This window comes from Micromonospora qiuiae (genome assembly GCF_016863555.1).
GTDB classification, from domain to species: Bacteria; Actinomycetota; Actinomycetes; order Mycobacteriales; family Micromonosporaceae; genus Micromonospora; species Micromonospora qiuiae.
Genome location: NZ_BOPC01000066.1, coordinates 1 through 26,674 on the forward strand (window position 1 = coordinate 1; position 26,674 = coordinate 26,674).

Annotated in this window: 27 protein-coding genes; 8 read left to right on the forward strand and 19 right to left on the reverse strand. The window is 72.5% G+C overall.

Annotated features, from left to right (window positions below; translation table 11 throughout):
• The 12 genes from Vqi01_RS22155 to Vqi01_RS22210 all read right to left on the reverse strand — a co-directional run.
• Positions 1 to 203 (reverse strand): hypothetical protein (locus Vqi01_RS22155; protein WP_372444401.1); only part of this gene is annotated, 203 nt, incomplete at its 3' end.
• Between the two features lie 173 nt (positions 204 to 376).
• Positions 377 to 1,852: an Asp-tRNA(Asn)/Glu-tRNA(Gln) amidotransferase subunit GatA gene (gene gatA, locus Vqi01_RS22160; RefSeq protein ID WP_204036759.1), complete on the reverse strand. Its 1,476-nt coding sequence runs from the start codon at positions 1,850 to 1,852 to the stop codon at positions 377 to 379.
• On the reverse strand, positions 1,849 to 2,154 hold the full coding sequence (gatC, locus tag Vqi01_RS22165) for an Asp-tRNA(Asn)/Glu-tRNA(Gln) amidotransferase subunit GatC (protein WP_204036760.1): 306 nt from the start codon (positions 2,152 to 2,154) through the stop codon (positions 1,849 to 1,851). The genes gatA and gatC overlap by 4 nt, the downstream gene beginning before the upstream one ends.
• Positions 2,155 to 2,343: 189 nt before the next feature.
• Complete coding sequence (locus tag Vqi01_RS22170; RefSeq protein WP_204036761.1) at positions 2,344 to 4,767, reverse strand: putative bifunctional diguanylate cyclase/phosphodiesterase; 2,424 nt, start codon at positions 4,765 to 4,767, stop codon at positions 2,344 to 2,346.
• Positions 4,768 to 4,924: 157 nt separating this feature from the next.
• Entirely contained in the window at positions 4,925 to 7,060 is a 2,136-nt protein-coding gene (gene ligA / locus Vqi01_RS22175) for an NAD-dependent DNA ligase LigA (RefSeq protein ID WP_204036762.1), read from the reverse strand.
• A gap of 104 nt (positions 7,061 to 7,164) precedes the next feature.
• A complete protein-coding gene (locus tag Vqi01_RS22180; RefSeq protein ID WP_204036763.1) occupies positions 7,165 to 8,178 on the reverse strand; it encodes an ADP-ribosylglycohydrolase family protein in 1,014 nt (337 codons plus the stop codon).
• Positions 8,179 to 8,256: 78 nt separating this feature from the next.
• The gene (locus Vqi01_RS22185; protein WP_204036764.1) at positions 8,257 to 9,321 is read right to left on the reverse strand and encodes a methionine synthase; all 1,065 of its coding nucleotides are present in this window, start codon (positions 9,319 to 9,321) and stop codon (positions 8,257 to 8,259) included.
• 539 nt (positions 9,322 to 9,860) lie between these two features.
• On the reverse strand, positions 9,861 to 10,934 hold the full coding sequence (gene mnmA, locus Vqi01_RS22190; RefSeq protein WP_204036794.1) for a tRNA 2-thiouridine(34) synthase MnmA: 1,074 nt from the start codon (positions 10,932 to 10,934) through the stop codon (positions 9,861 to 9,863).
• A 53-nt stretch (positions 10,935 to 10,987) separates the two neighbouring features.
• Positions 10,988 to 12,163 carry a cysteine desulfurase family protein gene (locus Vqi01_RS22195; RefSeq protein ID WP_204036765.1) on the reverse strand — a complete coding sequence of 392 codons (1,176 nt, stop codon included), beginning with the start codon at positions 12,161 to 12,163 and terminating at the stop codon, positions 10,988 to 10,990.
• A gap of 449 nt (positions 12,164 to 12,612) precedes the next feature.
• Complete coding sequence (locus Vqi01_RS22200) at positions 12,613 to 13,572, reverse strand: electron transfer flavoprotein subunit alpha/FixB family protein (protein WP_204036766.1); 960 nt, start codon at positions 13,570 to 13,572, stop codon at positions 12,613 to 12,615.
• Between the two features lie 12 nt (positions 13,573 to 13,584).
• Complete coding sequence (locus Vqi01_RS22205) at positions 13,585 to 14,364, reverse strand: electron transfer flavoprotein subunit beta/FixA family protein (RefSeq protein ID WP_204036795.1); 780 nt, start codon at positions 14,362 to 14,364, stop codon at positions 13,585 to 13,587.
• 124 nt (positions 14,365 to 14,488) lie between these two features.
• Entirely contained in the window at positions 14,489 to 14,929 is a 441-nt protein-coding gene (locus Vqi01_RS22210) for a hypothetical protein (protein WP_204036767.1), read from the reverse strand.
• Positions 14,930 to 14,970: 41 nt separating this feature from the next.
• On the opposite strand from Vqi01_RS22210, the gene Vqi01_RS22215 reads away from it, so the two are divergent.
• Genes Vqi01_RS22215 through Vqi01_RS22225 form a run of 3 tightly spaced genes read left to right on the forward strand, consistent with a single transcriptional unit; the run spans position 14,971 to position 16,103 of the window.
• Positions 14,971 to 15,357 (forward strand): YidH family protein, encoded by a 387-nt coding sequence (locus Vqi01_RS22215; RefSeq protein WP_204036768.1) that lies wholly within the window; start codon positions 14,971 to 14,973, stop codon positions 15,355 to 15,357.
• Entirely contained in the window at positions 15,357 to 15,659 is a 303-nt protein-coding gene (locus Vqi01_RS22220; RefSeq protein WP_204036769.1) for a DUF202 domain-containing protein, read from the forward strand. The genes Vqi01_RS22215 and Vqi01_RS22220 overlap by 1 nt, the downstream gene beginning before the upstream one ends.
• Positions 15,660 to 15,689: 30 nt before the next feature.
• Complete coding sequence (locus Vqi01_RS22225) at positions 15,690 to 16,103, forward strand: PLD nuclease N-terminal domain-containing protein (protein ID WP_204036770.1); 414 nt, start codon at positions 15,690 to 15,692, stop codon at positions 16,101 to 16,103.
• Positions 16,104 to 16,116: 13 nt separating this feature from the next.
• Here the strand turns inward: Vqi01_RS22225 and Vqi01_RS22230 are convergent, their stop codons facing one another.
• Both Vqi01_RS22230 and Vqi01_RS22235 read right to left on the reverse strand, forming a co-directional pair.
• Positions 16,117 to 17,739 carry an acetolactate synthase gene (locus tag Vqi01_RS22230; protein WP_204036771.1) on the reverse strand — a complete coding sequence of 541 codons (1,623 nt, stop codon included), beginning with the start codon at positions 17,737 to 17,739 and terminating at the stop codon, positions 16,117 to 16,119.
• A 78-nt stretch (positions 17,740 to 17,817) separates the two neighbouring features.
• Positions 17,818 to 18,591: an enoyl-CoA hydratase/isomerase family protein gene (locus tag Vqi01_RS22235; RefSeq protein ID WP_204036796.1), complete on the reverse strand. Its 774-nt coding sequence runs from the start codon at positions 18,589 to 18,591 to the stop codon at positions 17,818 to 17,820.
• A gap of 99 nt (positions 18,592 to 18,690) precedes the next feature.
• Between Vqi01_RS22235 and Vqi01_RS22240 the strand changes: the two genes are divergently transcribed.
• Together Vqi01_RS22240 and Vqi01_RS22245 are read left to right on the forward strand one after the other, a co-directional pair.
• Entirely contained in the window at positions 18,691 to 19,164 is a 474-nt protein-coding gene (locus Vqi01_RS22240) for a DUF6232 family protein (RefSeq protein ID WP_204036797.1), read from the forward strand.
• A gap of 75 nt (positions 19,165 to 19,239) precedes the next feature.
• The gene (locus Vqi01_RS22245) at positions 19,240 to 19,722 is read left to right on the forward strand and encodes a DUF6232 family protein (protein WP_204036798.1); all 483 of its coding nucleotides are present in this window, start codon (positions 19,240 to 19,242) and stop codon (positions 19,720 to 19,722) included.
• A 47-nt stretch (positions 19,723 to 19,769) separates the two neighbouring features.
• Here the strand turns inward: Vqi01_RS22245 and Vqi01_RS22250 are convergent, their stop codons facing one another.
• Genes Vqi01_RS22250 through Vqi01_RS31370 form a run of 3 tightly spaced genes read right to left on the reverse strand, consistent with a single transcriptional unit; the run spans position 19,770 to position 21,806 of the window.
• Positions 19,770 to 21,401, reverse strand: a complete 1,632-nt coding sequence (locus Vqi01_RS22250) for an amidase (RefSeq protein ID WP_204036772.1) — start codon at positions 21,399 to 21,401, stop codon at positions 19,770 to 19,772.
• Positions 21,398 to 21,700, reverse strand: a complete 303-nt coding sequence (locus tag Vqi01_RS22255; RefSeq protein WP_204036773.1) for a hypothetical protein — start codon at positions 21,698 to 21,700, stop codon at positions 21,398 to 21,400. Before Vqi01_RS22255 ends, Vqi01_RS22250 begins: the two co-directional genes overlap by 4 nt.
• A complete protein-coding gene (locus tag Vqi01_RS31370) occupies positions 21,672 to 21,806 on the reverse strand; it encodes a hypothetical protein (RefSeq protein ID WP_275408837.1) in 135 nt (44 codons plus the stop codon). Before Vqi01_RS31370 ends, Vqi01_RS22255 begins: the two co-directional genes overlap by 29 nt.
• Before the next feature lie 60 nt (positions 21,807 to 21,866).
• Between Vqi01_RS31370 and Vqi01_RS22260 the strand changes: the two genes are divergently transcribed.
• Positions 21,867 to 22,622 (forward strand): hypothetical protein, encoded by a 756-nt coding sequence (locus Vqi01_RS22260; protein WP_204036774.1) that lies wholly within the window; start codon positions 21,867 to 21,869, stop codon positions 22,620 to 22,622.
• Positions 22,623 to 22,700: 78 nt separating this feature from the next.
• Here Vqi01_RS22260 and Vqi01_RS22265 read toward each other — a convergent pair whose 3' ends face one another.
• The gene (locus Vqi01_RS22265) at positions 22,701 to 23,600 is read right to left on the reverse strand and encodes a ribokinase (RefSeq protein WP_204036775.1); all 900 of its coding nucleotides are present in this window, start codon (positions 23,598 to 23,600) and stop codon (positions 22,701 to 22,703) included.
• An 81-nt stretch (positions 23,601 to 23,681) separates the two neighbouring features.
• Complete coding sequence (locus Vqi01_RS22270; RefSeq protein WP_204036776.1) at positions 23,682 to 24,524, reverse strand: ABC transporter ATP-binding protein; 843 nt, start codon at positions 24,522 to 24,524, stop codon at positions 23,682 to 23,684.
• A 99-nt stretch (positions 24,525 to 24,623) separates the two neighbouring features.
• Here Vqi01_RS22270 and Vqi01_RS22275 point away from each other — a divergent pair, with 99 nt between their 5' ends.
• Both Vqi01_RS22275 and Vqi01_RS22280 read left to right on the forward strand, forming a co-directional pair.
• On the forward strand, positions 24,624 to 25,631 hold the full coding sequence (locus Vqi01_RS22275) for an ABC transporter ATP-binding protein (protein ID WP_204036777.1): 1,008 nt from the start codon (positions 24,624 to 24,626) through the stop codon (positions 25,629 to 25,631).
• The gene (locus Vqi01_RS22280) at positions 25,628 to 26,668 is read left to right on the forward strand and encodes an ABC transporter permease subunit (RefSeq protein ID WP_204036778.1); all 1,041 of its coding nucleotides are present in this window, start codon (positions 25,628 to 25,630) and stop codon (positions 26,666 to 26,668) included. The genes Vqi01_RS22275 and Vqi01_RS22280 overlap by 4 nt, the downstream gene beginning before the upstream one ends.
• Positions 26,669 to 26,674: the final 6 nt, after the last annotated feature.

The window sequence follows — 26,674 nt, forward strand, 5'->3', positions numbered from 1 at the left end:
GAACGCAACGACGCAGCGTACGGGGCGATGCCGCCCGAGGCGGTGAAGGTGTGCGTCGGGTACGGCTCGTGGGCGGTCACCGGCGACGCGGGCATCCCCGAGGTGATGGTGACGCCCTCGGGGGCGGCCACCGCCGCCGGCGCACCGCCGAGGACCAGCACCATGAGCAGCGAGACGATCGTGATCGGTCGCAGCGTCTTCATCGCGCACATCCAGAGATCGATCGGAAGGCCGTACCCGCGTTCCACCAGGGAATTGGCACTCTATCCGACCACCGTCAACGCCAAACCTCGGCGCGTCGACCCAACCTCGGGAAGTTGCATGACTGTGCGGCGGCAACTTCCCGAGTTGAGTGGATCGTCCCCGACAGGCCGGTTCAGAGCTCCGGTGGGGTGAGGGTGCCGACGGCGGTTTCCAGGGCGGCGGCGACCCGGTACATGCGGTCGTCGGCCATGGTCGGGGCCATCACCTGGAGGCCGACCGGCAGTCCGCCGGAGAGCCCGCACGGCACCGAGATGCCCGGCCCGCCGTACAGGTTCGCCGGGACGGTGAACAGGTCGGCCAGGTACATCTGGTAGGGGTCGGAGGTACGCGCGCCCAGCGGGAAGGCCACGAACGGGGTGGCCGGCGAGATCAGCGCGTCGACCCGCTCGAACGCGGCGGTGAAGTCCCGGGTGATCAGGGTGCGGACCTTCTGCGCCTGACCGTAGTAGGCGTCGTAGTAGCCCGAGGAGAGCGCGTACGTGCCGATCATGATGCGCCGCTTGACCTCGGGGCCGAAGCCGGCCTCCCGGGTCAAGGACATGACCTCCTCCAGCGACCGGTTGCCGTCGTCGCCGACCCGCAGGCCGAACCGGACACCGTCGAAGCGGGCCAGGTTCGAGGAGCACTCGCTCGGGCCGATCAGGTAGTACGCGGGCAGCGCGTACTTGAAGTGCGGGCAGGACACCTCGACGATCTCCGCGCCCAGCTTCGTCAGCGCGTCGACGGCCTCGTTGAAGGCGGCCAGCACGCCCGGCTCGGCGCCCTCGCCGGCGAACTCGGTGACCACACCCAGGCGTACACCGGTCAGATCGCCGGTCGCGCCGAGCTTCGCCGCGGCCACCACGTCCGGCACCGGGGCCGGGATGGAGGTGGAGTCACGCGGGTCGTGCCCGCCGATCGCCTCGTGCAGCAACGCGGCGTCGAGCACCGTACGCGCGCACGGGCCGGGCGTGTCCAATGAGGAGGAGAACGCCACCAGCCCGTAGCGGGAGGTGCCGCCGTAGGTCGGCTTGGCGCCGACGGTGCCGGTGACCGCGCCGGGCTGGCGGATCGAGCCGCCGGTGTCCGAGCCAATGGCCAGCGGCGCCTCGTACGCGGCGAGCGCCGCGGCGCTGCCCCCGCCCGAGCCGCCCGGAATGCGGTCGGTGTCCCACGGGTTGCGGGTCGGCCCGTACGCGGAGTATTCCGTGGAGGAGCCCATCGCGAACTCGTCCATGTTGGTCTTGCCGAGCATCACCGTGCCGGCGGCCCGGAGCCGCTGCACGATCGTCGAGTCGTACGGCGGACGCCAGCCCTCCAGGATCTTCGACCCGGCGGTGGTCGGCACACCCTTGGTGGTCAGCACGTCCTTGACCGCGACCGGCACGCCGGCCAGCGGGCCCAGCGCCTCGCCAGCGGCACGCCGGGCGTCCACGTCGCGGGCGGCGGCCAGCGCACCTTCGCCGTCGACGTGCAGGAAGGCGTTGACCCGGCCGTCGACGGCGGCGATCCGGTCCAGATGTGCCTGGGTCACCTCGACGGCGGAGGTCTCGCCGGCGGCGACCAGCCCCGCGATCTCGACAGCACTCAACTTCGTCAGTTCGGTCACGATGCCACATCCTCGTCGAGGATCCGCGGTACGCGGAACCGCTGCTCCTCCGCGTCGGGCGCGCCCGACAGCGCCTCCTCGGGGGTCAGGCCCGGCGTCACGACGTCCTCGCGGAGCACGTTGGTCAACGGCACCGAGTGCGAGGTCGGCGGGATGTCATCGGCGGCGACCTCGCCCACCTGGGCGACCGCCTGAAGGATCACGTCGAGCTGGCCGGCGAAGGTGTCCAACTCCTCCTCCGACACGGCGAGCCGCGACAGTCGCGCCAGGTGCGCGACCTCCTCGCGGGAGATGGCGACCATCGGTGCCCCCTTCGTGGCTGTCCTGGGTCTGGGTTGTCCCACCTTCGGTCCGGCTGAGCGCGACCCGCGGTGACGGCAGCGAGTCTATTGTTCCGCGCCCGGCCGGCCGCCCCCGGCTCCCCCGCACCGGCGAATCGACCACGCCACCCGCTGCGCGCGCCGGGCCGCGAGCCGGACGGACAGCGCGGGTCACCGCGTACGGCGGTGAGGCAGGTCCGCGTCGTCGTGGCCGCCGAACGGGCGTAGCGGGCGATACCGGGCCAGCCAGGCGACGAGTTCCTCGGCCGGCATCGGGCGGGCGTAGAACCAGCCCTGGGCGACGTCACAGCCAGCGGCGTGCAACATCCGCCAGCTCCGCTCGTCCTCCACGCCCTCGGCCACCACCCGCAGCCCCAGCGCCTTGGCCAGCTCGATCGTCGACCGTACGATCGCCGCGTCGTCGGCGTCGTCGACCATGCCGAGGACGAAGGACCGGTCGACCTTCACCTCCGACAGCGGCAGCCGGCGCAGGTGCTGGAGGGAGGAGTATCCGGTGCCGAAATCGTCGAGCGCGATGCCCACCCCGATCCGGTGCAGCCGGGTGATGGTGGTCAGCACCCGGCGCGGGTCGGCCATCAGGGCACCCTCGGTGATCTCCAGTTGCAGCCGGTCCGGGGCCAGGCCGTAGCGGGCGAGCCGGTCGGCGATCTGGTCGGCGATCTCGCCGGTGTGCAGGTCGCGCACGCTGACGTTGACCGCTGCCCGTAGCCGGAGACCCGCCGCCGACCACTTGGCGAGCTGCTCCATCACGTCGTCGACCACCCGGCGGGTGAGCAGGCGCATCACCGCGCTCTGCTCGGCGACCCGGATCAGCTCCTCCGGGTCGACCATCCCCCGTCGCGGGTGCCGCCAGCGCAGCAGCGCCTCCACGCCGACCAGTTCGCCGGTGGCGATCGCGATCTGCGGCTGGTAATACATCATGATCCCGCCCGCGTCCCCGGCCGGCTCGGGTGGCTCGTCGGGTCGCACCTGCCGGGCCCACACCTCGTCGGGGGCCGGCGACTCGGCGGACTGGGCGGCGCGGCGCAGGATCGGGTCCGCGCCGGTGACGATCCGTTTTATCAGCTCGTCGTCGTGCGCCGCGATCGGCGAGCGGCCCCGGTGCCGGCTCCACCACCGGTGGCCGGGGCGCTCATGCGTCACGGCTTCCGTCGGCGTCACCCCGGCCGGGTCGGTGGGCGCCGTCGGCACTGCGGGCAACATGGCGCCGTCTCCGCCGCGTACCGCGGGTGCGGCCGACACGTCCCCCTCGCCCGGTGGGCCCGCCGGCCCCGCCTCCAGCGCCCGGCGCAGGTCGGCCAGCAGGCTCAGGCGCTCGGCGGAGTTGTGGTCGGACTCGGCCGTGTAGACGGCGACGGTGTCGTTGCGGTGCTTCGCGTCGTACATCGCCACGTCGGCGTGGCGCATCAGGGTGGCGAAGTCCTCGCCGTGTTCCGGGTACAGGGCGATCCCGATGGAGCCGCCGACGTCCAGCGGCAACCCGTCCAGCGGCACCGGCTCGGCCAGCACCTGCACCACCTGGCCGGCCAGGTCCCGGGCCTGCGCGACGTCGGTCAGCCGGGTCATCACGATCGCGAACTCGTCACCGCCGAGGCGGGCGACCAGGTCCGGCGGCTCGACCACATCGGTCAGTCGGGCGCTCACCTCGACGAGCAGCCGGTCACCGACCTCGTGCCCGAGCGCGTCGTTGACGTTCTTGAACCGGTCCAGGTCGATCAGCAGCAGGGCGAGGCGGGCGTCCGGCTCATCCCGCGCGCGGCGCTCGGCGTGCCGGTGGATCTGTTCGCTGACCTCGGTCAGCAACGCCTTGCGGTTGGCCAGGCCGGTGAGCGGGTCGAGTGAGGCGAGTTGGTGCTGCTCGACGGTGAGCCGGGCCATCCGGTACACCGCGAAGAGCGGCACCAGCACCAACGGCACCAGGGCCGCGCTGGCCCGTGCGGCGGTGACGAGCACCGGCGCGAGCAGCAGCAGGCTGCCGGTGGAGAGCAGCTCGAAGGGCAGCCCGTGCCAGGCGTTGGGCCACCACCGCTCGCCGAACCGCAACCGTACGGCGGCGGTGACCAGGCTGTAGTTGACCACGAGCCAGGCCAGCCCGGCACCGCCGATCGCGGCGATGTCCGTCCAGGCGAGCGGCCCGCCGTCGAAGACACCACCGGGCCCGAGACGGGTGACGGCGTACGCGGCAGCCAGGGAGCAGGCGTACTGGCCGGCGTTGAAGGACGTCCGCCAGGGGGCGTGCCTCATCCGGACCCCCGACACCAGCACGGCGACCGCCTGCACCGCGACCGCGGGACCGAGCCCCCAGCCGAGCAGGATCGCGAAGGTGAAACAGGTCGACGGGAAGACTGCCGAGGACTGCCGCCGGCCGGGTGGGACGAAGGGACGCGCGTCGCAGGCCACCGCGAGCACCGCCATGGTCCAGAACGCCACCGGCAACTCGGGCGGGCTGGTGGCCAGCGACACCAGCGGGTCGGCCGAGACCAGCACGGCCAGGGTGAGCACGCCGCCGACGAAGGCCGCGAACTGTGCCGCCCGTCCAGGCGGGACCAGGTTGCGCGGGTCGGGCGGCTCCATCACACCTCCCCGGTGCGTCATCGCGGCACGTGGGTTCACGCGCCGTGTTCCCAATGAAACGCCCCTGGTGGCTGATTTCCCGCCACGACAGACAATCGGCCCTAGTCGTAATTAAGTTGGTATCTGGACGAGTGACCACGGACCGGCCGGCGGTGACTCACTCCTCGACGCGCGCCACCGCGCGGGCCGCCTCCGGGCCCGCGTCGAGCAGCACCTGGAAACCCTCCTCGTCGAGGATCGGCACCTTGAGGTCGGCCGCCTTGTCCGCCTTGGACCCCGGGTTGTCGCCGACCACCACGAACCCGGTCTTCTTCGACACCGAGCCGCTCACCTTGCCGCCCCGGGACTGGATCGCCTCGGTGGCCTGGTCCCGGGAGAACCCGCTCAGGGTGCCGGTGACCACCACGGTGACCCCCTCCAGCGGGCGCGGTCCCTCCGCCACCGCCGCCTCGGTCATCCGTACGCCCGCCTCGGCCCACTTGCGGACCACCTCGCGGTGCCAGTCGACGGCGAACCACTCGCGGATGCTGGCGGCGATGGTCGGCCCGACCCCGTCGACGGCGGAGAGCTCCTCCTCGGTGGCGTTGTCGATCGCCTCGATCGAACGGAACTGCCGGGCCAGGGCCTGCGCGGCGGTCGGCCCGACGTGCCGGATGGAGAGCCCCACCAGCACCCGCCACAGGTCGCGTTCCTTGGCCACGGCCAGGTTGTCGAGCAGCTTGACCGCGTTGCTGCCGAGGCTGCCGTCCTTGTTGACGAAGAACGGCGACCGGGCCAACTGCTCCGCGTCGAGCGAGAAGAGGTCGCCCTCGTCGGTGATGATCTGCGCGTCGAGCAACGCGGCCGAACTCTTGTAGCCGAGCGCCTCGATGTCGAACACCTTGCGGCCGGCCAGGTGGAAGACCCGCTCGCGCAGCTGAGCCGGGCAACTGCGGGAGTTGGGGCAACGGATGTCGACGTCGCCCTCCTTGGCCGGGGCCAGCGGCGTCCCGCAGGCCGGACAGCTGGTGGGCATGACGAACGGTCGGGCGTCGGCCGGACGCAGGTCCACCACCGGGCCCAGCACCTCGGGGATCACGTCGCCGGCCTTGCGGATCACCACCGTGTCGCCGATCAGCACCCCCTTGCGCTCGACCTCACGCGCGTTGTGCAGGGTGGCCAGGGCGACGGTGGACCCGGCCACCCTGACCGGTTCCAGCACGGCGAACGGGGTGACCCGGCCGGTCCGCCCGACGTTGACGTCGATGTCGAGCAGCCGGGTGTTGACCTCCTCCGGGGGGTACTTGAACGCGATCGCCCAGCGCGGTGCCCGGCTGGTGGAGCCGAGCCGGCCCTGGATCGGCACCGGGTCGACCTTCACCACCACCCCGTCGATCTCGTGCTCGACGTCGTGCCGGTGCTCGGCGTAGTGCGCGATGTAGTCCCGGACGCCGGTCAGGTCGGGCACCACCCGCCAACGGTCGCTCACCGGCAGGCCCCAGGCCCGCAAGGCGGCGTACGACTCGGACTGGGCAGCCGGTTGGTAGCCGCGGCGGGCGCCCGTGCCGTGCACCACCAGGCGCAGCGGCCGGGAGGCGGTGATCCGCGGATCCTTCTGCCGCAGGCTGCCGGCGGCGGCGTTGCGCGGGTTGGCGAAGGGCTCCTTGCCCTGCTCCACCAGGCCGGCGTTGAGGTCGGCGAAGGCGGCGACCGGAAAGTAGATCTCCCCGCGCACCTCGATGAACTCCGGCGCCGGACCGAACTCCGCCGAGTCGGTGAGCCGGCTCGGCACGTCCCGGATGCTGCGGACGTTGGCCGTGACGTCCTCGCCGGTGCGGCCGTCGCCCCGGGTCGCCGCCCGGACCAGCCGGCCCCCCTCGTAGGTGAGGTTGATCGCCAGCCCGTCGACCTTCAGCTCGCACAGGTAGGGCACCGGCCCGCCGGCTTCCCGCTCGACCCGCTCCACCCAGGCCGCGAGCTCCTCGTCGGCGAAGGAATTGTCCAGCGACATCATCCGTTCGGCGTGGGCGACCGGGGTGAAGTCGGTGGAGAAGGTGCCGCCGACGCGCTGGGTCGGCGAGTCGGGGGTGCGCAGGGCCGGGAACTCCTCCTCCAGCGCCTCCAGCTCGCGCAACTGCCGGTCGAACTCGGCGTCGGAGATGGTCGGCGCGTCAAGCACGTAGTAGCGGTACTGGTGCTCGGTCAGCTCCTGGCTCAGCGTGGCGTGCCGCTCCCGCGCCTGCGGGGTGGGCTCGGCGCCGGCCGCCGCCTCCTGCGCCGCGCTGACCTGCTGGTCGATGGCTTCCTCGGACACCCCGCTACCTCCTGTGACTGCCTACCGGGCACGGTATCCGGCCGGTGGGACACTTCGCCGACCGGTCAGCCGGGTTTCCGTTCCCAGAAGGCGGCGAGCGCGGTTCAGCCGGGTTTCCGTTCCCAAAATGCGGCGAGGGCGGTGAGCTGGTCGGCGTACTCGATGCGATCGGCCCACCCGGCGGGCCAGGCAGCCATGCCGGCGGCGGCGCCGACGAAGGCGCCGGCGAGGGCGGCGATGGAATCGGAGTCGCCGGCGGTGCGGGCGCCCCGGGCGAGCGCACCGACCGGGTCGTCGGCGTGGCGCAGGGCGCAGTAGAGCGCGGTGGCGAGGGCCTCCTCGGCGATCCAGCCCTCCCCGGTGCGCCGGCCCGGGTCGCCGCCGTCGTCGGGCGCGGCCAGCGCCACGGCCAGCCGGCGCAACGCGGCCCGACACTCGTCCCAACCGGTGGCGATGAACTCCTCCGGTGTCGCGGCCCCCGCCCGCCGCCACAGGTCGCCGAGCCAGTCGGCCCGGTAGACGGTGCGCTGGTCGCGGGTGCGCGCGGCGAGCAGGTCGGGCAGCTCCGCCAGAGCGACGCCGTCCATCAGCAGCCGTACGGCGTACGCGGTCAGCTCGCTGGCGGCCAGCCCGGTGGGGTGACCGTGGGTCAGGCCGGCCTGGAGCTGGGCCAGCCCGGCGAGGGTGTCGAGGTCGACATCGAGCAGCCCGACCGGGGTGACCCGCATGTTCGCGCCGCAGCCCTTCGAGGCGACCACGGTGGCCTGCTGCCACGGCAGACCACGGGACAGCTCGGCGCAGGCACGCAGGCAGGTCATCCCCGGCGCGCGGTTGTTGTCCGGGCTGGCCGCCCAGTCGAGGAAGCGCCGCCGCAGCAGCGGCTCGACCGCCTCGGCGGTGTACCCGGGCGCGTCGTGCAGCGCCCAGGCCACCGCGAGCGCCATCTGGGTGTCGTCGGTGACCGGTGCCGGGTCGCCGACCAGCTCCCGGGGGCCGGCCGGACCGTACCGTCGGTCGATCTCGGCGACGCTGAGGAACTCGGTGGGCTTGCCCAGGGCGTCACCGTAGGCCAGACCGAAGAGCGAGCCCGCGGCTCGCCGTGATGCTGGGCTGATCATGCAGGCGATGATGCCCACCGCCCGCAACCCGCGCCCGCCCGGCGCACGGTCAGTCCCAGCAGAGGCAGAACGGGAACCTCACTCCTCGTACAGCCGGCGGCCGGCGTCGCGGCAGGCGGTGAGGACCGCCCGGGCGTACGCCGGGGTGGCCCCGGCCAGACCGCAGGCGGGGGTGACCACCACCTGCTCGGCGAGGCGGCGGCGCGGAAAGCCGAGGCGGTCCCAGAGGGTGCGTACCCGATCGGCGACCTGGGCCGACGTCGGCGCGCGACCGTTGGCCGGGCTGGTCGGCGCGGCGCCGGCCGACGAGCTGGTCGGCGCGGTGGTCGCCGGCCCGGTGGCGGCCGTGGTCGGCGCGGCGCCGGCCAGCAGCCCGAGCCCGGCGTCGAGCGCCTCACCCAGCGGGTCCAGGTCGGTGACCAGGCTCAGGTCGAGCGCGACGCCGACCGCGCCGGCGGTACGGATCAGCTCCAGCGGCACGTCCGGCGCGCAGCAGTGCACCACGGTCGGCACCCCGGCCGTCTCGATGACCGCGCCCAGCAGCGCGCGGACGTCCGCCTGCTCCACCGGCCGGTAGGTGCCGAGGCCGCTCTCGGTGGGCACCCGGCCGCCGAGCACCGCCGGCAGGCTCGGCTCGTCCAGTTGGAGCAGCACCGACGCGCGGGGCACCCGCCGGGCCACCGCCTCGACGTGGCCACGCAGCCCCTCGGCGAGCGAGCCGGCCAGGTCGCGGACGGCACCGGGATCACGCAGCATCCGGCCGCCGATCGGCAGCTCCACCGAGGCGGCGAGGGTGAACGGGCCGACCGCCTGGATCTTCAGCGGGCCGGCGTACTCCTCGGCCTGCTCGGCGAGCTGGTCGAGGTCGCGCTCCATCAGGTCACGCGCCCGGCGCAGGTCCTTGCCGGGGCGCGGGGCCACTCGCCAGCGGGCGGCGTACAGCTCCACCGGCAGCTCGACCAGCAGGCCGCCGGTGCGGCCGATCATGTCGGCCCCTGGCCCGCGCGCGGGCAGCTCCGGCAGATGCGGCAGCGCCGGCAGTTCCCCGAGCACCACCCGCTGCGCCTCGGCGATGTCGCTGCCCGGCAACGACCCGATTCCCGTCGCCGCCCCCGCCGGCCACGGCCAAGCCTGATTGTTCACGGCCGAAGCGTACCGCCGCCGACCTCACCGACTGTTGATCAAGAAGTTTTCGTCTCGATCCCGCCGTCCGCAAACGTAAGTGCGGCCGGCGATAGGCAAGGTGGGGGCCAAGGCCCGGTGATGCTGCGCCTGGGGTGGTGGGCGGCGCGGGATGCGGCATGTCGGAGTGCTCGGGCCGATCGGACGGGCACGAGTTGCGGCATGCCGGGCTATCCCGTCCGGCAAGCGGCACGAGTTGCGGCATGTCGGGGCATCCGGGCCCGCTAAGGCCGCGAGTTGCGGCATCTCGCGGCGCAGACCCCGAATTGCGGCATCTCGCGGCGCAGACCCCGAATTGCGGCATCTCGCGGCCCAGACCGCGAGATGCGGCATCTCGCGGCACGGACCGCGAGATGCGGCATCCTGCGCGCGATGCTGTCGGATGAGAGTGCCTCAGGCTGGTCGGCCGGTCGCCGCACGGGCCAGGACCCGCCTCGTCGCCCCTCCCTATTGCCGGACTCACCAAACTTCCTTGATCAACTCCGGGCCGCGGGGGTGGGTCAGGTGGTGATGGTGGCGGAGGCCAGGACGATGTCGCCGGCGGAGTCGGGGCGGTAGGCCACGATCGCCTGGCCGGCGGCGACGCCCCGGACCGGGCGGCGCAGATCGGCGTGGAGGCTGTCGCCGTCGACGGTCACGGTGGCGGGGACCACGACGCCGTGCGCGCGCAGCTGGACCTCGCACTCGATCGGGCCGTCGGGACGCGGGCCGCCGCTCCAGACCGGGCGGGTGGCGGTGACCTCGGAGACCTCCAACGCCTCGGCCGGGCCGACGGTCACCGTGTTGGTCTTCGGCGTGATGGAGAGCACGTAGCGGGGTCGGCCGTCCGGGGCCGGCCGGTCCAGGTGCAGCCCGCGCCGCTGGCCGACCGTGTAGGCGTACGCACCGGCGTGCTGACCCACGACGGCGCCGGTGGTCGCGTCGACCACGTCGCCGGGGGTCTCGCCGAGCCGCTGGGCCAGGAAGCCGCGGGTGTCGCCGTCGGCGATGAAGCAGATGTCGTGCGAGTCCGGCTTGTCGGCGACCGCCAGGCCCCGGCTCGCCGCCTCCTGCCGGACCTGCGCCTTGGTCGAGTCGCCGAGCGGGAAGATCGCGCGGTCCAGCTGCTGTCGGGTCAGCACGGCCAGCACATACGACTGGTCCTTGGCCTCGTCGACGCTGCGCCGCAGCAGACCGTCGGGGCCGAGCCGGGCGTGGTGGCCGGTGACCACGGCGTCGAAACCCAGGGCCACCGCCCGGTCCAGCACCGCGGCGAACTTGATCTTCTCGTTGCAGCGCAGGCACGGGTTCGGCGTACGCCCGGCCGCGTACTCGGCGACGAAGTCGTCGACCACGTCGGCGTGGAACCGGTCGGCCATGTCCCAGACGTAGAACGGGATGCCGAGCACGTCGGCCGCGCGCCGGGCGTCCCGGGAATCCTCCAGCGTGCAACAGCCGCGCGCCCCGGTGCGGTAGGTCTGCGGGTTCCGGGCCAGCGCCAGGTGCACGCCGGTGACGTCGTGGCCGGCGTCCACCGCCCGCGCCGCCGCCACGGCGGAATCGACCCCGCCGGACATCGCCGCCAACACCCTCACCCGGACCACGCTCCCTTCCTCGGTCGAGCCTATCTCCGCACCGGTTGCCGGGATCAGCGAGGAGTACGCAGGGCAGCGGCCCGCCGGGCGCGGTCGACGGCGGCCGGCAGGGCGGCGATGAGCGCGTCGACCTCCCCGGCGGTGCTCGTGTGCCCGAGGGAGAAGCGCAGCGAGGAGCGGGCCCGGTCGTCGTCCGCACCCATCGCCAGGAGCACGTGCGAGGGCTGGGCCACCCCGGCCGAACAGGCCGAGCCGGTCGAGCAGGCGATGCCCTGGGCGTCCAGCAGGAGCAGCAGGGCGTCCCCCTCGCAGCCGGGAAAGGAGAAGTGCGCGTTGCCGGGCAGCCGGTCGGCCGGGTCGCCGTTGAAGACGACCTCGGGCACCGCCTGCCGGACCCGCCGGACCAGGTCGTCGCGGAGCGCGGCCACCCGGGTGGCGTACTCCTGCTGGCCCTTGACCGCGGCCTCGACGGCGACCGCGAACGCGACGATGCCGGCGGCGTCCAGGGTGCCGGAGCGCACGTCGCGTTCCTGCCCGCCACCGTGCAGCAGCGGCACGGCGGCGACGTCACGGGCCAGCACCAGCGCGCCGACCCCCACCGGGCCGCCGAGCTTGTGGCCGGTCACGGTGAGCGCGGCGACCCCACTGGCGGCGAAGTCGACCGGCACCTGGCCGACCGCCTGGATGGCGTCGGTGTGGAACGGCACGCCGTACTCGGCGGCGACGGCGGCCAGCTCGCCGATGGGCTGGACGGTGCCGACCTCGTTGTTGGCCCACATGGCGGTGATCAGGGCGATCCGGTCGCCGTGCTCGGCCAGCTCGGCGCGGAGCGCGTCGGGGTGCAGTCGTCCGGTGCCGTCGACCGGCAACCAGCCCACTTCGGCGTCCTCGCGCCGGCCCAGCCACTCCACCGCGTCGAGCACGGCGTGATGCTCGACCGCGCTGGAAACCACCTGGTCCCGGCGCGCGTCGGCGTCCCGGCGGGCCCAGAAGATGCCCTTGACCGCGAGGTTGTCGCTTTCCGTACCGCCACCGGTGAAGATCACCTCGGAGGGTCGGGCGCCCAGCGCGGCGGCCACCCGCTCCCGCGACTCCTCCACCCGGCGGCGGGCACGCCGGCCGGACGCGTGCAGGGACGACGCGTTGCCGACCTCGCGGGCGGTCGCGACGTACGCCTCGAGTACCTCGTCGAGCATCGGCGTGGTCGCGGCATGATCCAGGTAAGCCATCACGGTTCAGCCTAACGACCGTCCGCGCCGCGACCGCAGGCCGGATTGCCAGGTCCCATCCGTCCGGCCACCCTCGTCGTCGCCGTCGGTGGCGAAACCTTCCCGCCGGTGGCGAATCTTGCGACCGCAGCCGGGTATGCCCCGGTGGGCGCTGCCGCCGTCACCGCTGGCCGATCGGTCGCAGTACCCCTGGTCGTCGACGTTTCGTCGGACGTGCCACGATGACAGCACTCACGCCCGTTACCGATTGTCGAGGGCGCACTGACTGCTGATCGGCGGGCCGGATCAGCTCCCCGGCCCGCCGATCAGCTTCCTCGCCCGGATGCCTCCTCCGCCGAGCACCATGCCTCCTCCGCAGAGCACCATGCCTCCTCCGCAGAGCACCAGGCGGCCGACGGCAATGACGAAGCCGCCGCCCGGAGACCGGACGGCGGCTTCTCGCGTACGCGTCACTTGCGCTTGCGGATCTCCTCGGCGGCCTGCGGTACGACCTTGAACAGGTCGCCGACCACGCCGTAGTCGGCGAGTTCGAAGATGGGCGCTTCGCCGTCCTTGTTGACCGCGACGATCGTCTTCGAGGTCTGCATGCCGGCCCGGTGCTGGATCGCGCCGGAGATGCCCAACGCGATGTACAACTGCGGGGAAACCGTCTTACCGGTCTGCCCGATCTGGAACTGGTGCGGGTAGTAACCGGAGTCGACCGCGGCCCGGGACGCGCCGACCGCCCCGCCGAGCAGGTCGGCCAACTCCTCGACCAACGCGAAGTTGTCCGCGTTGCCGACGCCCCGGCCGCCGGCCACGACCACGCCGGCCTCGGTCAACTCCGGGCGGGAGCCCTTCTGCTCGGCCACCCGCTCGACCACCCGGGCCAGCTTGTCGGTGTCGCCGATGGTGACGGTGAGCTGCTCCACCGCGGGGGTCGCCGCGGCCGGTGTCGGGGTGACCGAGTTCGGCCGGACGGTGACCAGCGGCAGACCCCGGGTGACCTTGGACTTGACGATGGCCGAGCCGGCGAAGACCACCTGGGTGGCGGTGCCGTCGGCCTCGAGCGCCACCACGTCGGTCAGGATGCCGTTGTCCAGCTTGACGGCCAGCCGGCCGGCGATCTCCTTGCCCTCCTGCGACGAGGCGAGCAGCACCGCGGCCGGCTGCACCCGCTTGACCAGGTCGGCCACGACGGTGGCCTTCGGCGCCACCAGGTAGCCGTCGATCTGGTCACCCTCGGCCGCGTACACCTTCTGCGCGCCGTACTCACCGAGTTTGCCAGCGAGCGCGTCGGCCGCGCCGGCACCGCCGAGCACCACCGCCGACGGGGTGCCCAGCTCCCGGGCCAGGGTCAGCATCTCCAGCGTGACCTTCTTGACGCCGAACTCACCGGTGGCTTCGACGACGACGAGAACCTCAGACATATCCCCCACCTCTCACACGAACTTCTCGGTGGCGAGGAACTCGACCAGCTGCACGCCGCCGGAACCCTCGTCGGTGATCTTCACCCCGGCCGAACGCGGCGGGCGCTTGCTGTGCTCCACCACGACACTGGTCGCCCCGGCGAAGCCCACCTCATCGGCGGCCACGCCCAGGTCGGCCAGGGCCAGGGTCTGCACCGGCTTCTTCTTCGCCGCCATGATGCCCTTGAAGGACGGGTACCGCGGCTCGTTGATGGTGTCCCACACGGAGACCACCGCCGGCGTCGAGGCGGTGACCACCTCGTAGCCCTCCTCGGTCTGCCGTTCCACGGTCAGCGCGGACCCGTCGACGGTCAGCTTGCGGGCGCCGGTCAGCGCCGCGATTCCCAGCCGCTCGGCCAACATGTGCGGCATCACCTGCACCCGGCCGTCGGTCGACTCCGATCCGCAGAGCACCAGATCCGCGTTGAGCTGACCCAGCGCTGCGGCGAGCACCTTCGAGGTGGCCACCGCGCACGAGCCGTGCAGCGCGTCGTCCAGCACGTGCACCGCCCTGTCCGGGCCCATCGACAGCGCCTTACGGATCGACTCGGTCGCCCGCTCCGGACCCATGGTCAGGATCGTCACCTCGCCGCCGTGCGCCTCCTTGATCTTCAAGGCCTCCTCGATGGCGTACTCATCCATCTCGTTGATGACGTTGTTCGCCGAACCGCGGTCGACGGTGTTGTCGTCAGAACGCAGGTTGCGGTCCGCGCCCGAATCGGGCACCTGCTTGACGAGTACGACGATGTTCATCGCGCTTCGACGACCCTCCTGCTGTGGTGGTGTGATCATTCACCCGGCCTGTGGGCCGCAGCCTCGCTCCTTAGTCACCGTTAGGTCAACCATGAACCGCTGTGCGGTTGCCCACGGCACAAGGTTACCTGCCAGTAGCATCGACGCCCAGCACGCCCCTGACCCGCGCGATGACCTCGGCTTCGGCGGAGCTGACGCCGTTGTGGGCCCGCGCCGCGCGATCGGCGGCGGCCAGCACCACCGCACGGTAGACCGACACCTCCCGTGGGGCCTTCTCGGTCAGGATCTCAACCGCCCGGCGCAGCGCCGGCAGCGTCACCGACTCGATTTCGACCGCCGACTCCCGCCGCAGCTCCGGCAACGGCCCCCTGGTCAACGCCTCCTGCACCAGGCCGCTGGCGTCGGCCATCGCCCCGGCGGCGGCGAAGCTCTCCCGGAACAGGGCGAGCATCCCCGGGTCGGCGTTCGCGACCAGGAACACCGCGCCGAAGGCGCCGGTCTTGAGGGTCAGTTTCTCCTCGTCCGTCAACCGCTGCCCAGGCGTGCTCGCGTCAAGATCCGTCATGTCTCCAGGCTATTCCCGCTTCACACCGGATAATCACCAGCGTGTGGCAAGGCATCAAGAACTGGTTCGACCCCAGGGAACTGCGGTCGGTGGGCGAGACCCCCGACTACCGCTTCTCGCTGGCCAACGAGCGGACCTTCCTGGCCTGGCTGCGCACCGGGCTGGCGCTGGTCGCCGGCGGGCTGGCCGCCGCGCAGTTCCTGCCGAAGCTGCCACTGCCTCACCTGCGCGAGGCGATCGCCGTGGCGTTGCTGCTGCTCGGCGGCGCGGTCGCGATCCGGGCCGTCGACCACTGGGCGCGTACCGAACGGGCCATCCGGCTCGGCCGTGAGCTGCCCGCGTCCCGCTTCCCGGCCGTGCTCGCCCTCATCGTCGGCCTCGGCGCGCTGCTGCTGGTGGCGGCGGTGGTGCTCGGCGCGGTCAACTGATGACCGGCCCCCGCGATCCCGGGTTGCAGCCCGAACGGACCCGGCTGTCCTGGCGACGCACCGCACTGGTGATGACGGTGGTGGCGCTGCTGACCGTCCGGCTCGCCCTCACCGGTGGCCGGGCCAGTGCGGGACTGGCGGCGCTGACCATCCTCGACTGGGGCGCCGTCATCGCGCTCTGCTGGCGGCCGGCCACCGGCACCGGCCCACCCCGCACGGGCGGTCCCACCCTCGCCGGAGTGGCGCTGGCCACCGCCGGATTCGCCGTAATCGGCGCCCTGCTGGTGGTGTGCGGGCTGTAACCACGATGCCGGGTAGGCCATGATGGGTACATGGCCCGGCTGTACATCCTCCTCTTCGTGGTGCAGGTCGTCCTCGGCGTCTGCGCTCTGATCAGCTGCCTCTCGGCCGAGGAGGACGACGTCCGTCACCTGCCCCGGATCGTCTGGGTGCTGATCATCCTGTTCTTCCCGCTGGTCGGCTCGATCGCCTGGTTCGTCGCCGGACGCGAGCGCAGGATCGGGACCGGCACTCCGTGGCCGGGCAGCCGCCCTGCCCAGCACCAACCCGCCCGGCCGCTCGCGCCCGACGACGATCCGGAGTTCCTCCGCTCGATCGAGGAACGCTCCCGTAAGGATGACCAGGAACTCTTCCGCCGCTGGGAGGAGGACCTGCGGCGGCGCGAGGACGACCTGCGCCGCCGCGAGGGCGAACCGCCGCGCGAGGAACCCCGCCCCGAGGTGTAGCGGGGGCCCGCGGTCAGGCCAGGTTCGAGGAGCGGGGGTACGCGTCGGCCGGGTCGGTGATCACATTGACCAGGTACGGCACTCCGGCGTCGAACGCCCGTTGCAGCGCCGGACCCAGGTCGGCAGCCTTGGCGACCGTCTCCCCTGCCCCGCCGAGCGCGCTCACCACCTGGTCGTAACGCAGCTCGGGCTGGAGGTCGGCGGCGACGTCGTAGCCGTACATGGCCCGCATCGGGTGCTTCTCCAGGCCCCAGATGCCGTTGTTGCCGACCACGATGACCACCGGCAGTTGCTGCCGGGCCAGGGACTCCACGTCCATCAGCGAGAACCCGGCCGCGCCGTCGCCCATCAGCACGCAGATCTGCCGGTCCGGGTGGGTGACCCGGGCGCCCATCGCGTAGCCCATGCCGGTGCCGAGGCAGCCGTACGGGCCGGGGTCGAGCCAGGTACCGGGTTGGGCCGGCTCCAGGTAACGCCCGGCGTACGAGACGAAGTCGCCACCGTCGCCGATGGTGACCGCGTCGCTGGCGAGCACCTTGCGCAGCTCGCCGTAGATCCGGGCCGGGCGGATCGGGTCCGTCTCGGCGGCCATTTCCTCCGCGTCGCGGGCCTTCGCCGCGTCCTCCGCGGTACGCAGCTGCGCGATCCAGTCAGCGTGGTCAGCCCGGTCACCGGTGTGGTCGGCCAGCGCGGTGAGGATGGCGCGCAGGTCGCCGGCGGGCGCGGCGGCGGGCTGCACGTGCGAGGCGCGTTGGCTGGGTGCGTCGACGATGTGCACCACCTTGGCGTCGCCGAAGTCTCCGAAGGAGAGCCGGAAGTCCAGCGGCGTGCCGATGACCACGACCACGTCGGCCCCCTTCAGGGCCACCCGGCGGGCCTTGGCGAAGGCCAGCGGATGCTCCGGCGGCAGCGCGCCGCGCCCCATGCCGTTGGTGAAGACCGGCACTCCGAGCGCCTCGGCGGCGGCGCGCAGGGCGTCCACGGCGTCACCGGCCCAGACGTCGGAGCCGGCGACGATGACCGGGCGCGCCGCGCCGGCGATCAGGGCGGCTGCGGTGGCCACCTCGTCGGGGTCGGCCTCGATCGGGGCGATGGTCGGGCCGGCCGGCACCTCGACGTCACCGGTGGAGAAGATCGCTTCGAGGGGGAAGTCGAGGAAGACCGGGCCGCGGTGCGGGGTGAGCGCGGCGTCCAGCGCGGCGGCGACGGCCCGGGGGATGTCGTCGGCGCCGAACACCGTCTCGGCGTGCTTGGTGACCGGGGCGACCAGTGGCAGATGGTCCAGCTCCTGGAGGCTGCCCGAGCCCCAGCGGAACTGCGGTGCCCGCCCGCCCAGCACCAGCACCGGCGAGGCGTTGAAGTACGCGCTGGTCAGGCCGGAGATGCCGTTGGTGACGCCGGGGCCGGCGGTGAGCACGGCGAGACCGGGGCGGCGCTGGAGCTTGGCCACCGCCTCGGCGGCGAAGACCGCGGACTGCTCGTGCCGTACGTCGTAGATCGGAAAACCGGTCCGGTGCGCGGCGTCGTAGAGCGGGAACACGTGCCCGCCGGAGAGGGTGAACATCTCCCGCACCCCGTACGCGCGCAGCGCCGCGAGGGCGAGTTCTCCGCCGTGGCCGTCGATCCGCTCCGTCATGCCCGCTCCTACCTCGTCGCCCTCGTCGCCTGACCGAAGTCACACGCTACTGGCCGGTAAGGGGAATGTGAACCATCCTCACCGGCCGGTGAAGTCCGGCTTGCGCTTCTCGACGAAGGCCGTCATCCCCTCGCGCCGGTCCTCGGTGGCGAACAGCGCGGCGAAGAGCTGGCTCTCCCAGGCCAGGCCAGAGTTCAGGTCCATGTCCAGGCCGCCGTCGACGGCGAGCTTCGCCGCGCGCAGCGCCTGCACCGGGCCGTTGAGGTACGGCCGCACCAGCGCCACCGCGGTGTCGTAGACCTCGGCGGCCGGGGCGACCCGGTCGGCCAGGCCGATCCGCAGCGCCTCATGCGCGTCCACCATCCGCCCGGACATGATCAGATCCTTGGCACGGGCCGGGCCGACCAGCCGGGCCAGCCGCTGGGTGCCCCCGGCGCCGGGGATGATGCCGAGCTTGATTTCGGGCTGGCCGAGCTTGGCGTCCTCGGCCACCACCCGCCAGTCACAGGCCAGCGCCAACTCGCAGCCGCCGCCGAGGGCGTAGCCGGTGATCGCGGCGACCACCGGCTTGGGGATCCGGGCGATCGCGCCGAGCGCGCTGGACAGGTCGTTGGCCCGCTCCGCCATGTCCACATAGGACATGTCGGCCATCTCCTTGATGTCCGCGCCGGCTGCGAAGACCTTCTCCCCGCCGTACACGATGACCGCGCGGACCTGCGGGTCGGCGGTGGCCGCCGTCGCGGCGGCGCGCAACTCCTCCTGCACCTGGGTGTTGAGGGCGTTCATCGGTGGCCTCTCCAGCCGAATGGTGCCGATGCCGTCCCTGGTCTCCAGCCGCACGAACTCGCCCACGCTGCCCCTGCCTTCCTCGTCGAAGTCGCGTGCCAACCTTACGACCTGGCCTTGTCGGCACGTACCCTGGTGCCAATCCCACGACCCGGAGTTCCCGTGATGGTCACGTACTACGACGACAGGTCCGTGCGGATCACCTCCGTCGCGGTCACCGTCGACGGCGACGCCTACCCGCTGACCGAGATCACCGAGGTCTGGCATCACCGGGGCAGCCGGTCGTGGCGGGTGCTGGCCGGTCGGGGCGCACTCGGCGCGGCGATGATCGGCCCCGTGGTGGCCGCAGTCGCCGGCATCGCGCTCGCCGTCTGGCTCGACGGATCGGCGACCCTCACCGTCGCCATCATCGGTGTCTCCATCCTCACCGGGCTGGCCGCCGGGCCGCTCGCCGACCAGCTCTTCGAGCACTTCGACCGCTCGTACGCCCGGGGCAGCCGCCCCCGGGAGGTCTGGATCCGCTGGCGCGGCCACCCGGTCCGGCTGCTGCGCACCCCCGACGCCCTACGCTTCGGCCAGATCTACCGCGCCCTGCAACGCGCCCTCGAAGCCGAGATGAAAGGAAGGGCACCCTATTAACGCCTCGTGTATAGGAAGGGCCCCTTTTTAACAGCCTCAGCTACACGGGTTGCCCAGGGATGCTTAGGCTTAGTGATGGTGCTCTATTACCGAGACGACGCGGTGCAGGTCACCTCGGACTCGATCCAGGCGGGCGGACAGGTCATCCCGATCAACGAAGTCACCTACGTCTGGCACCAGAAAGGGCGCACCACGCTGGCCGTACGAGGTCGGGTGCTCGGTCGGGGCGTACTGGTGCTGCTGCTGTCCCTGCCGCCGCTGGTCGGGCTGGTCTGCGTACTCTCGCTGGCCTGGTCTGCGCAGGACCGGGGCGAGTGGCTGCCGGCGCTGGTCGTGCTGGTGGCCTGCGTGGTCATCGCGTTGGCGTTGACGCCGTTCCTGGAGATCCCGCTCGGTTGGCTGGACCGCTCGTACGAGCGCGGCAACCGGGTGCACGAGCTCTGGATGCAGTACCGAGGACAGGAGGTGCTGGTGCTGCGCACACCGGACGCCCTGCGCTTCGGGCAGATCTACCGGGCGGTGCAGCGGGCCGTGGAGCACGACACCCCGGGCCGGTGACCGACAGCAGTGGTGGCCGAGCGCGATTGCACCCGGCCACCACCACCTCACTGGGTGAGTTCGGCGACCTGCTCAGCGGTCAACCGAGGCGCGTCCGCGATGGCGGCCCGATGCGTCCCGGCGACGGCCGGCGGATCGGCCGGTCGACGAAGGTGCCAGTCCGTCACCGCCTGGTACGCCGCGACCACCGACAGAAGCCGGTCCTCGGCGTACGGCAGGCCACCGAGGATGGTGCCGATGGGCATCCCGGCAGCGGTTGCCCCGATCGGGAACGCGATCTCCGGCAGGCCCAGGATGTCGAAGGGCAGCGGGCCGGTCTGCACCACCACGTCGCAGTGCTCGAAGAGGCCGTCGAGCACCCGCTCCATCAGCAGCAGCTTGGCCCGCTGGCCGGTGATGAACTCGTTGCCGCCCAGCAGCGCCCCCTGTAGCCAACTGGTCACGGCCACCCCGAAGCCGCGCAGGTCCGTACGCAGGTACGGCATGAACGGCTCGCTGCGCTCCGGCAGCCGGATGTTGTTGAAGGTGGTCCCGGTCAGCTCGTTCCATCCCTCCGGGAGGGACACGTCCACCAGCGTGACGCCGGGGATCGCAGCGAGTTGGGCCAGGTACGCCTGCCGGGCCAGCGCGGTGGCCGAGGTGCCGTTGGCGAAGCCGGGCAGCACCCCGATCCGGGTGTCCCAGCGCAGCCTGACCCGCCGTCCCCGGCGCACCGGGGTGGCCGCGGCGATCAGGTCGGGTACGTCGGGCAGCCCCTGGCTGCGCGGGTCGGCGGGGTCCTCGCCGGCCATCGCGGTCAGCATGATGGCGGCGTCCTTGGCATCGCGGGCCAACGGGCCCGGATGGTCGCGGGTGTAGCTGAGCGGGATGATGCCGGCCGCCGAGATCCGACCCATGGTCGGCTTGAGTCCGGTCAGGTTCTGCGCGTTCGACGGGCTGGTGATCGAGCCGCCGGTCTGGGTTCCGATGCCCGAGGTGGCCATCCGGCCGGCCACCGCCGTCGCGGTACCGGTGGACGATCCGCCCGGGTCGGTGTTGCGGTTGGTCGGCGCCCAGGCGTTCACCGTGGTGATCACACCTGCCGGCGTGGTGGCACGGGTGGTCGCCAGCGGGCCCATCTGCGTCTTGCCGAGCACAATCGCGCCGCCTGCCCTCAGCCGCGCCACGGCGGTCGCGTCGTAGGGCGGCCGGAAGTCCTTGAACAGGAAGGAGTTGGCGGTGGTCAGCACCCCTTCGGTGTAGAAGTTGTCCTTGATGGCCAGCGGGATGCCGTGCAGCGCGCCGTGTCGCGGCCGACGGCGGGCATCTCGCGCCGCCGCGATCGCCGCATCGGCGAGCACCAGGTTGAAGGCCTGGTAGCGGTCGTCGTACGCGGTGATACGCGCCAGGTACGCCTCGACCAGTTGTTCGGGGGTGAGCTTGTCGGCCCGGATGAGCCAGGCGGCCTCGGCGATGGTGAGTTCGCTCGGGTCGGCGATCGCCTCCGGCCGCGGCTTGACGTAGGCGTCGGGGTGGTCCAGCGCCTTCATGCCCGTACGGTTCGCCGACAACGGGCTGCTCGCCCCGGCCATCGAGGGAAGCGCGACAGTGGTCCCCACGGCAGAGGCCGTGGCCAGCGCGGCGGCGCGGGCCAGGAAGGCCCGACGATCGATCGAACGGTCGAGTGGTTGAGCGGTCATGCCTTCCACCATTCGGTGCTGTTCGAGGGGTACAGGATCGGGGCGCGCTGCTGTGACAGCGCCTTCGCGGTGTCCGGGTCGTCCGCCCCGGGCGTCGGCAACTGGTACGCGGCCAGCGTCGCCACGGTGCCGCGCAGGAACGAGCGCAGCGAGGCGAGCACCGAGTCCCGGCCCGGCGAGCCGGTTTCCGGGTCGGCGGTGGTGCCGGGCGGAAGTTGATCGAGGTCGATGCCGAGGGCGGCGAGCCGGGCCCGGATCAGGATGTTCAGCTCAGCATCGGTCGGCGGAGTAGGCGCCATGGTGCTCCTCCAGGTGCTGATCGGCGATGGCGGTGATCCACAGTGACCCGAAACTAGGCGGCTCGCCGTCGCCCAGGTCGATGCCGATCATGGAATTGAGCAACATTTGACCTGGCTCTGCACCGGCCGTCGGCGTCACGCGCCGGCCTGGCGCACACTTGACTCCATGCCGATCCCCTTTCCCCGGCCGGCCGCGGTCGTCGGTCTCACCCGTTCCGCCCTCGACCAGGCCACCGCCTTCGCCGCGCTCCCGGCCCGGGCGTTCGCCGTGCTGGACGGGGTGGAGGCGCTGCTGGCCCGGATCAACGGGGTGGTGGACCGGGTCGAGCAGACCCTCGACCGCACCGAGCAGATGCTCACCGACGCCGAGCACGCGGTCCGCGAGGTGGCGGTGATCAGTGCCGCCGCCACCGCCGCCGTGGACAACGCCACCGAGATCGCCGCGGCGGCGGCTGTGGTGATCGGCGAGGTCGAACAGGTGTCGGCCGCCGCCGGGGCGGCGGTCGCGCAGGCCGACCGCGTGGCCCAGGCGGCAGCGGGCGTGATCGACACCGCGGAGGGGGTTTCCGGCCGGGCGGCCACCACGGTGGGGGTGGCGGCCGAGGCAGCGGCCACCGCCGCCGAACTGCTGGAGGCGTACGAGCCGGCGCTGCGGCGGGCCGCCCCGATGGCCGACCACTTCGTCGAGCAGCTCAGTCACGAGGAGGTGGCCGCGGCGATCCGACTGGTCGACGAGTTGCCGAAGCTCCGGCAGCACCTCACCTCGGACATCCTGCCCATCCTGGCCACCCTGGACCGAGTCGGCCCGGACCTGCACGACCTGCTCGACGTGACCCGGGATCTCAAGCTCGCCGTGGCCGGCATTCCCGGCCTGGCGATGCTGCGCCGCCGGGGCGAGAAGCTCAGCGACAGCGCCGAATGACAGCACCGGCGCGCGGCGGGTGAGCTTCCGCTGACGTACGCCAAACCAGCCAGCACCGCCGCGCGGCGGCTGAGCCGCTCAGGGCGCGGGTGAGTACAGTTCGTCGATCTCGGCGCGGCGGGGCAGTGACACGCTCGCGCCGAGCCGGCGGACGCAGGCGGCGCCGGCCGCCGCGGCCCAACGCACCGCGTCGACCAGGTGACGGCCCTCGCCCCAGGCCACGGCGAGCGCGCCGGTGAACGCGTCCCCGGCGGCGGTCGAGTCGACCGTCTCCACCGACACGGCGGAAACGTGCACGGCGGTGCCGTCCCGGTCGCCGTACCAGGCGCCCTGCGCGCCGAGGGTGAGCACCGCTCGGGGCACCAGGTCGAGCAGGGCGTACGGCTCCTCCCGGCCACGGCCGGTGTACGCCTGTGCCTCGTTCTCGTTGACCACCAGCAGGTCCACGGCGGCGAGCAGCTCCGGCGGGAGCGGGACGGCGGGCGCCGCGTTGAGCACCACCCGGGTCCCGGCGGCGCGGGCGGCCACGGCGGCCTCGGCCACCGTCTCGACCGGGATCTCCAACTGCGCGACCAGCACGTCGGCGTCGCGTACGACGGCGAGTTCGGGCTCGGTGAGCGCGGTCAGCGAGGCGTTCGCGCCCGGCGTCACCAGGATCGCGTTCTCCCCCTCGGCGTTGACCATGACCAGGGCCACCCCGGAGGTACCGTATGTGACGCGCAGTTGGCTGGTGTCGACGCCGGCGGCGGTGATCCGGGCCCGCAGGGTCACGCCGAAGGAGTCCGAGCCGATCGCACCGAGGAAGGAGCAGTCGGCGCCCGCCCGGGTGGCGGCGATGGCCTGGTTGGCGCCTTTGCCGCCGGGCACCATGACGAAGTCGGTGCCGAGCATCGTCTCGCCTGGCCGGGGCAGGGCCGGGGCGGTGGCGACCAGGTCCATGTTCGCGCTGCCCACCACGACGACGCGGGGCTGTCGCACGGCGACCTCCTGGCGGTTGTGGCTGTTAATAGGGGGCCCTTCCTCTACCGCAGGCGTTAATAGGGGGCCCTTCCTTACACCTCAGGCGGCGCGGGCGGTGTAGCGCCGCCGGGTGCGCTCGACGAGCAGCGGCAGGCCGAAGGTCTTGGTGAGGTTGTCGGGGGTGAGGGTGTCCTCCAGCAGGCCCTGGGCCATCACGGCGCCCTCGCGCAGCAGCAGCGCGTGGGTGAAGCCGGGCGGGATCTCCTCCACGTGGTGGGTGACCAGCACCAGCGCCGGGGCGTCGGGGTCCTGCGCCAGTTCGGCGAGGCGGGCCACCAGCTCCTCCCGGCCGCCCAGGTCCAGCCCGGCCGCCGGTTCGTCGAGCAGCAGCAGCTCCGGGTCGGTCATCAGCGCGCGGGCGATCTGCACCCGCTTGCGCTCACCCTCCGACAGGGTGCCGTACGTCCGGTCGGCCAGCGCGCCGACGCCGAGTTGGTCGAGCAGTGCGCGGGCGCGGGCCTCGTCGGCCGGGTCGTAGTTCTCCCGCCAACGGCCGACAACCGACCAGGCGGCGGTCATCACCACGTCGCGGACCCGCTCGTCGGTGGGCAGACGCTCGGCGAGCGCGGCGGTGGTCAGGCCGATGCGGGTACGCAGTTCGGTGAGGTCGGTGCGGCCGATCCGCTCCCCCAGCACGTGCGCGGTGCCGGTGGTGGGGTGCAGTCGACCGGCGGCGAGGTTGAGCAGGGTGGTCTTGCCGGCGCCGTTGGGCCCCAGCACCACCCAGCGTTCGTCCAGTTCCACCCGCCAGTCCACGTCGTGCAGCAGGGCGGTGCCGGACCGGCGTACGTCGACGCCGTCGAGGCTGACCACCAGATCCGCGTCCACGGGCGAGGGGGCGGCTGCGGCGCCGGCGGCGCCGGGGATCAGGCTTCCAGTCACCTGCCCATCCAATCACGCACGACCGACCGGTCCCCACCGGCGTACGAGGTGGCCGTATGGTGAGGCGCCGTGTCGTTGCTCACCCCATCCGGAGGGATCATGCCGAGCGGGGTCATCGAGATCGAGGGTCTGCGCAAGACCTTCCACAGTGTGCGCCGGGGCCGCCGGGTCGCCGTCGACGGTTTCGACCTGCGGGTCGAGGCCGGCCAGGTGCACGGGTTCCTCGGTCCCAACGGGTCGGGCAAGACGACCACGCTGCGGGCTCTGCTCGGGCTGGTCCGCGCCGACGAGGGGCGGATGAGCGTGCTCGGGGCCGCCGCGCCGGACCAGTTGCCCCGGGTCACCGGGCGGGTCGGCGCAATCGTGGAGAGCCCGCAGTTCTTCGGCAACTTCACCGGCTACCGCACGCTGCGGCTGCTCGCCCTGGCCGGTGGCGTACCCGTCGCCCGGGTCGACGAGGTGCTGGAGGAGGTGGGCCTGGGCGACCGGGGCCACGAACGGGTCAAGGGCTACTCGCTCGGCATGAAGCAGCGCCTGGCTGTGGCCTCGGCCCTGCTCAAGCGCCCCGAGCTGCTGATCCTGGACGAACCGGCCAACGGGCTGGACCCGGCGGGCATCCGGGAGATGCGCGACCTGATGCGAGGGTTGGCGGCGAACGGGGTGACGGTGCTGCTCTCCAGCCACATCCTGGCCGAGATCCAGCTGATCTGCGACCACGTCACGATCATTTCGCGGGGGCGGCGGGTGGCGGCCGGTCCGGTGCAGGAGGTGCTGGCCGGCTTCGACCGCGCCGAGTGCCTGGTCCGCGCCGACGACCTGGTTCGGGCCGAGGAGTTGCTGCTGGCCGCCGGGCTGACGGTCACCGGGCACGGCGACCATCTGGTGGTCGGCGGCGTGCCGGATCCGGTCACGGTCAGCCGGACGCTGGGCGAGCAGGGCGTCTGGGTACGCGAACTGACCCCGTTGCGGCCGGATCTGGAGAGCGTCTTCCTGGAGCTGACCGGCACCACGCCGCATCCGGGCGTACCGCGGCAGCCGGACGGCTCGACGCCGCGCCCGGACCCGACCGTGATCGACCTCGACGACGTACGGGGAGTGGACGCGTGAACCTGATCCGGGCCGAGGTGGAGCGGCTGGCCGCCCGCCGCTTCGTGCAGCTCATGGTCGTCCTGTTGGCGTTCGCCTTCGCGGTGACGGCGGCCACCACGTTGGCCGGCTCGCACCAGCCCAGCGCCAGCGAACTGGCGCAGGCGCAGCAGGAGGCCATGGCCGAGCGGCGTGAGATGGAGGTGCGGCACGCCAACTGTCTCGCGCGGGAGCAGGGCGCTCCGCCGCCCGTCGAGGACTACGGCTACCTGCCGGGCGACTGTTCCGAGTTGGATCCGGCGCTGCGGGACCGGTTGCCGGTGACGGCCGACTATTTGAACGGGGTGTTCACCTTCACCCGGCAGGCCGAGCCGCTGCTGTACTTCCTGGTGGCGTTCCTGGTGCTGTTCGGCTTCCTGGTCGGCGCCTCCTACATCGGCGCCGACCTGAATTCCGGTGGGGTGGTCAACCTGCTGCTGTGGCGGCCGCGCCGGCTGGCGGTGCTCGGCACCAAGCTGGGCACGCTGCTGGGGGTGACGCTGGCGGTGTCGGTGCTCGCCTCAGTGGCGTACCTCGTCACCTTCTGGATCATCGCGCAGGTCGCCGGCTATCCCGGCCCGACCGACGCGTCCTTCTGGACGTCGCTGGGCGCGATCTGGGGACGTGGGTTGGTGCTGGTGCTGCTCGCCACGGCGGTCGGCTTCGCCGTCGCGGCGATGGGTCGGCACACCTCGGCGGCGCTCGGCGCGGTAGCCGCGTACCTCGTGGTGTGGGAGTTGGGTGGCCGGATCGTGCTGGAGATCCTCCAGGCGGCCCGGCCCGACCAGCTCATGCTCTCCACGTACGTCGGCGCGTGGCTGACCGGTGAGATGACGTTCTGGGACAACAGCGCCTGCATAGGTGATCGCCACGGACAGTTCGGCCCGGGCCTGGCCTTCGGCTACTGCGACGGCAGCTACACGCTGGGCTGGCCGGCGGCGCTGGCCGTGCTGCTGCTGCTCACCGGCGGGCTCACCGCCGCGGCCTTCGCCGTGTTCCGGCGTCGTGACCTGATCTGATCCCGC

Bases quoted from the DNA above. Each gene is read 5' to 3' on its own strand.
- Vqi01_RS22210 (WP_204036767.1), bottom strand. From the start codon at position 14,929: ATGACGGATCTTGACGCGAGCACGCCTGGGCAGCGGTTGACGGACGAG.
- Vqi01_RS22205 (WP_204036795.1), bottom strand. From the start codon at position 14,364: ATGAACATCGTCGTACTCGTCAAGCAGGTGCCCGATTCGGGCGCGGAC.
- Vqi01_RS22255 (WP_204036773.1), bottom strand. From the start codon at position 21,700: ATGGCGCCTACTCCGCCGACCGATGCTGAGCTGAACATCCTGATCCGG.
- Vqi01_RS22200 (WP_204036766.1), bottom strand. From the start codon at position 13,572: ATGTCTGAGGTTCTCGTCGTCGTCGAAGCCACCGGTGAGTTCGGCGTC.
- Vqi01_RS22275 (WP_204036777.1), top strand. From the start codon at position 24,624: ATGCCGAGCGGGGTCATCGAGATCGAGGGTCTGCGCAAGACCTTCCAC.
- Vqi01_RS22195 (WP_204036765.1), bottom strand. From the start codon at position 12,163: ATGGCTTACCTGGATCATGCCGCGACCACGCCGATGCTCGACGAGGTA.
- Vqi01_RS22245 (WP_204036798.1), top strand. From the start codon at position 19,240: ATGGTGCTCTATTACCGAGACGACGCGGTGCAGGTCACCTCGGACTCG.
- Vqi01_RS22250 (WP_204036772.1), bottom strand. From the start codon at position 21,401: ATGACCGCTCAACCACTCGACCGTTCGATCGATCGTCGGGCCTTCCTG.
- Vqi01_RS22225 (WP_204036770.1), top strand. From the start codon at position 15,690: ATGGCCCGGCTGTACATCCTCCTCTTCGTGGTGCAGGTCGTCCTCGGC.
- Vqi01_RS22240 (WP_204036797.1), top strand. From the start codon at position 18,691: ATGGTCACGTACTACGACGACAGGTCCGTGCGGATCACCTCCGTCGCG.
- gatC (WP_204036760.1), bottom strand. From the start codon at position 2,154: ATGGTCGCCATCTCCCGCGAGGAGGTCGCGCACCTGGCGCGACTGTCG.
- Vqi01_RS22220 (WP_204036769.1), top strand. From the start codon at position 15,357: ATGACCGGCCCCCGCGATCCCGGGTTGCAGCCCGAACGGACCCGGCTG.
- Vqi01_RS22170 (WP_204036761.1), bottom strand. From the start codon at position 4,767: ATGGAGCCGCCCGACCCGCGCAACCTGGTCCCGCCTGGACGGGCGGCA.
- Vqi01_RS22260 (WP_204036774.1), top strand. From the start codon at position 21,867: ATGCCGATCCCCTTTCCCCGGCCGGCCGCGGTCGTCGGTCTCACCCGT.
- Vqi01_RS22180 (WP_204036763.1), bottom strand. From the start codon at position 8,178: ATGATCAGCCCAGCATCACGGCGAGCCGCGGGCTCGCTCTTCGGTCTG.
- Vqi01_RS31370 (WP_275408837.1), bottom strand. From the start codon at position 21,806: ATGTTGCTCAATTCCATGATCGGCATCGACCTGGGCGACGGCGAGCCG.
- Vqi01_RS22230 (WP_204036771.1), bottom strand. From the start codon at position 17,739: ATGACGGAGCGGATCGACGGCCACGGCGGAGAACTCGCCCTCGCGGCG.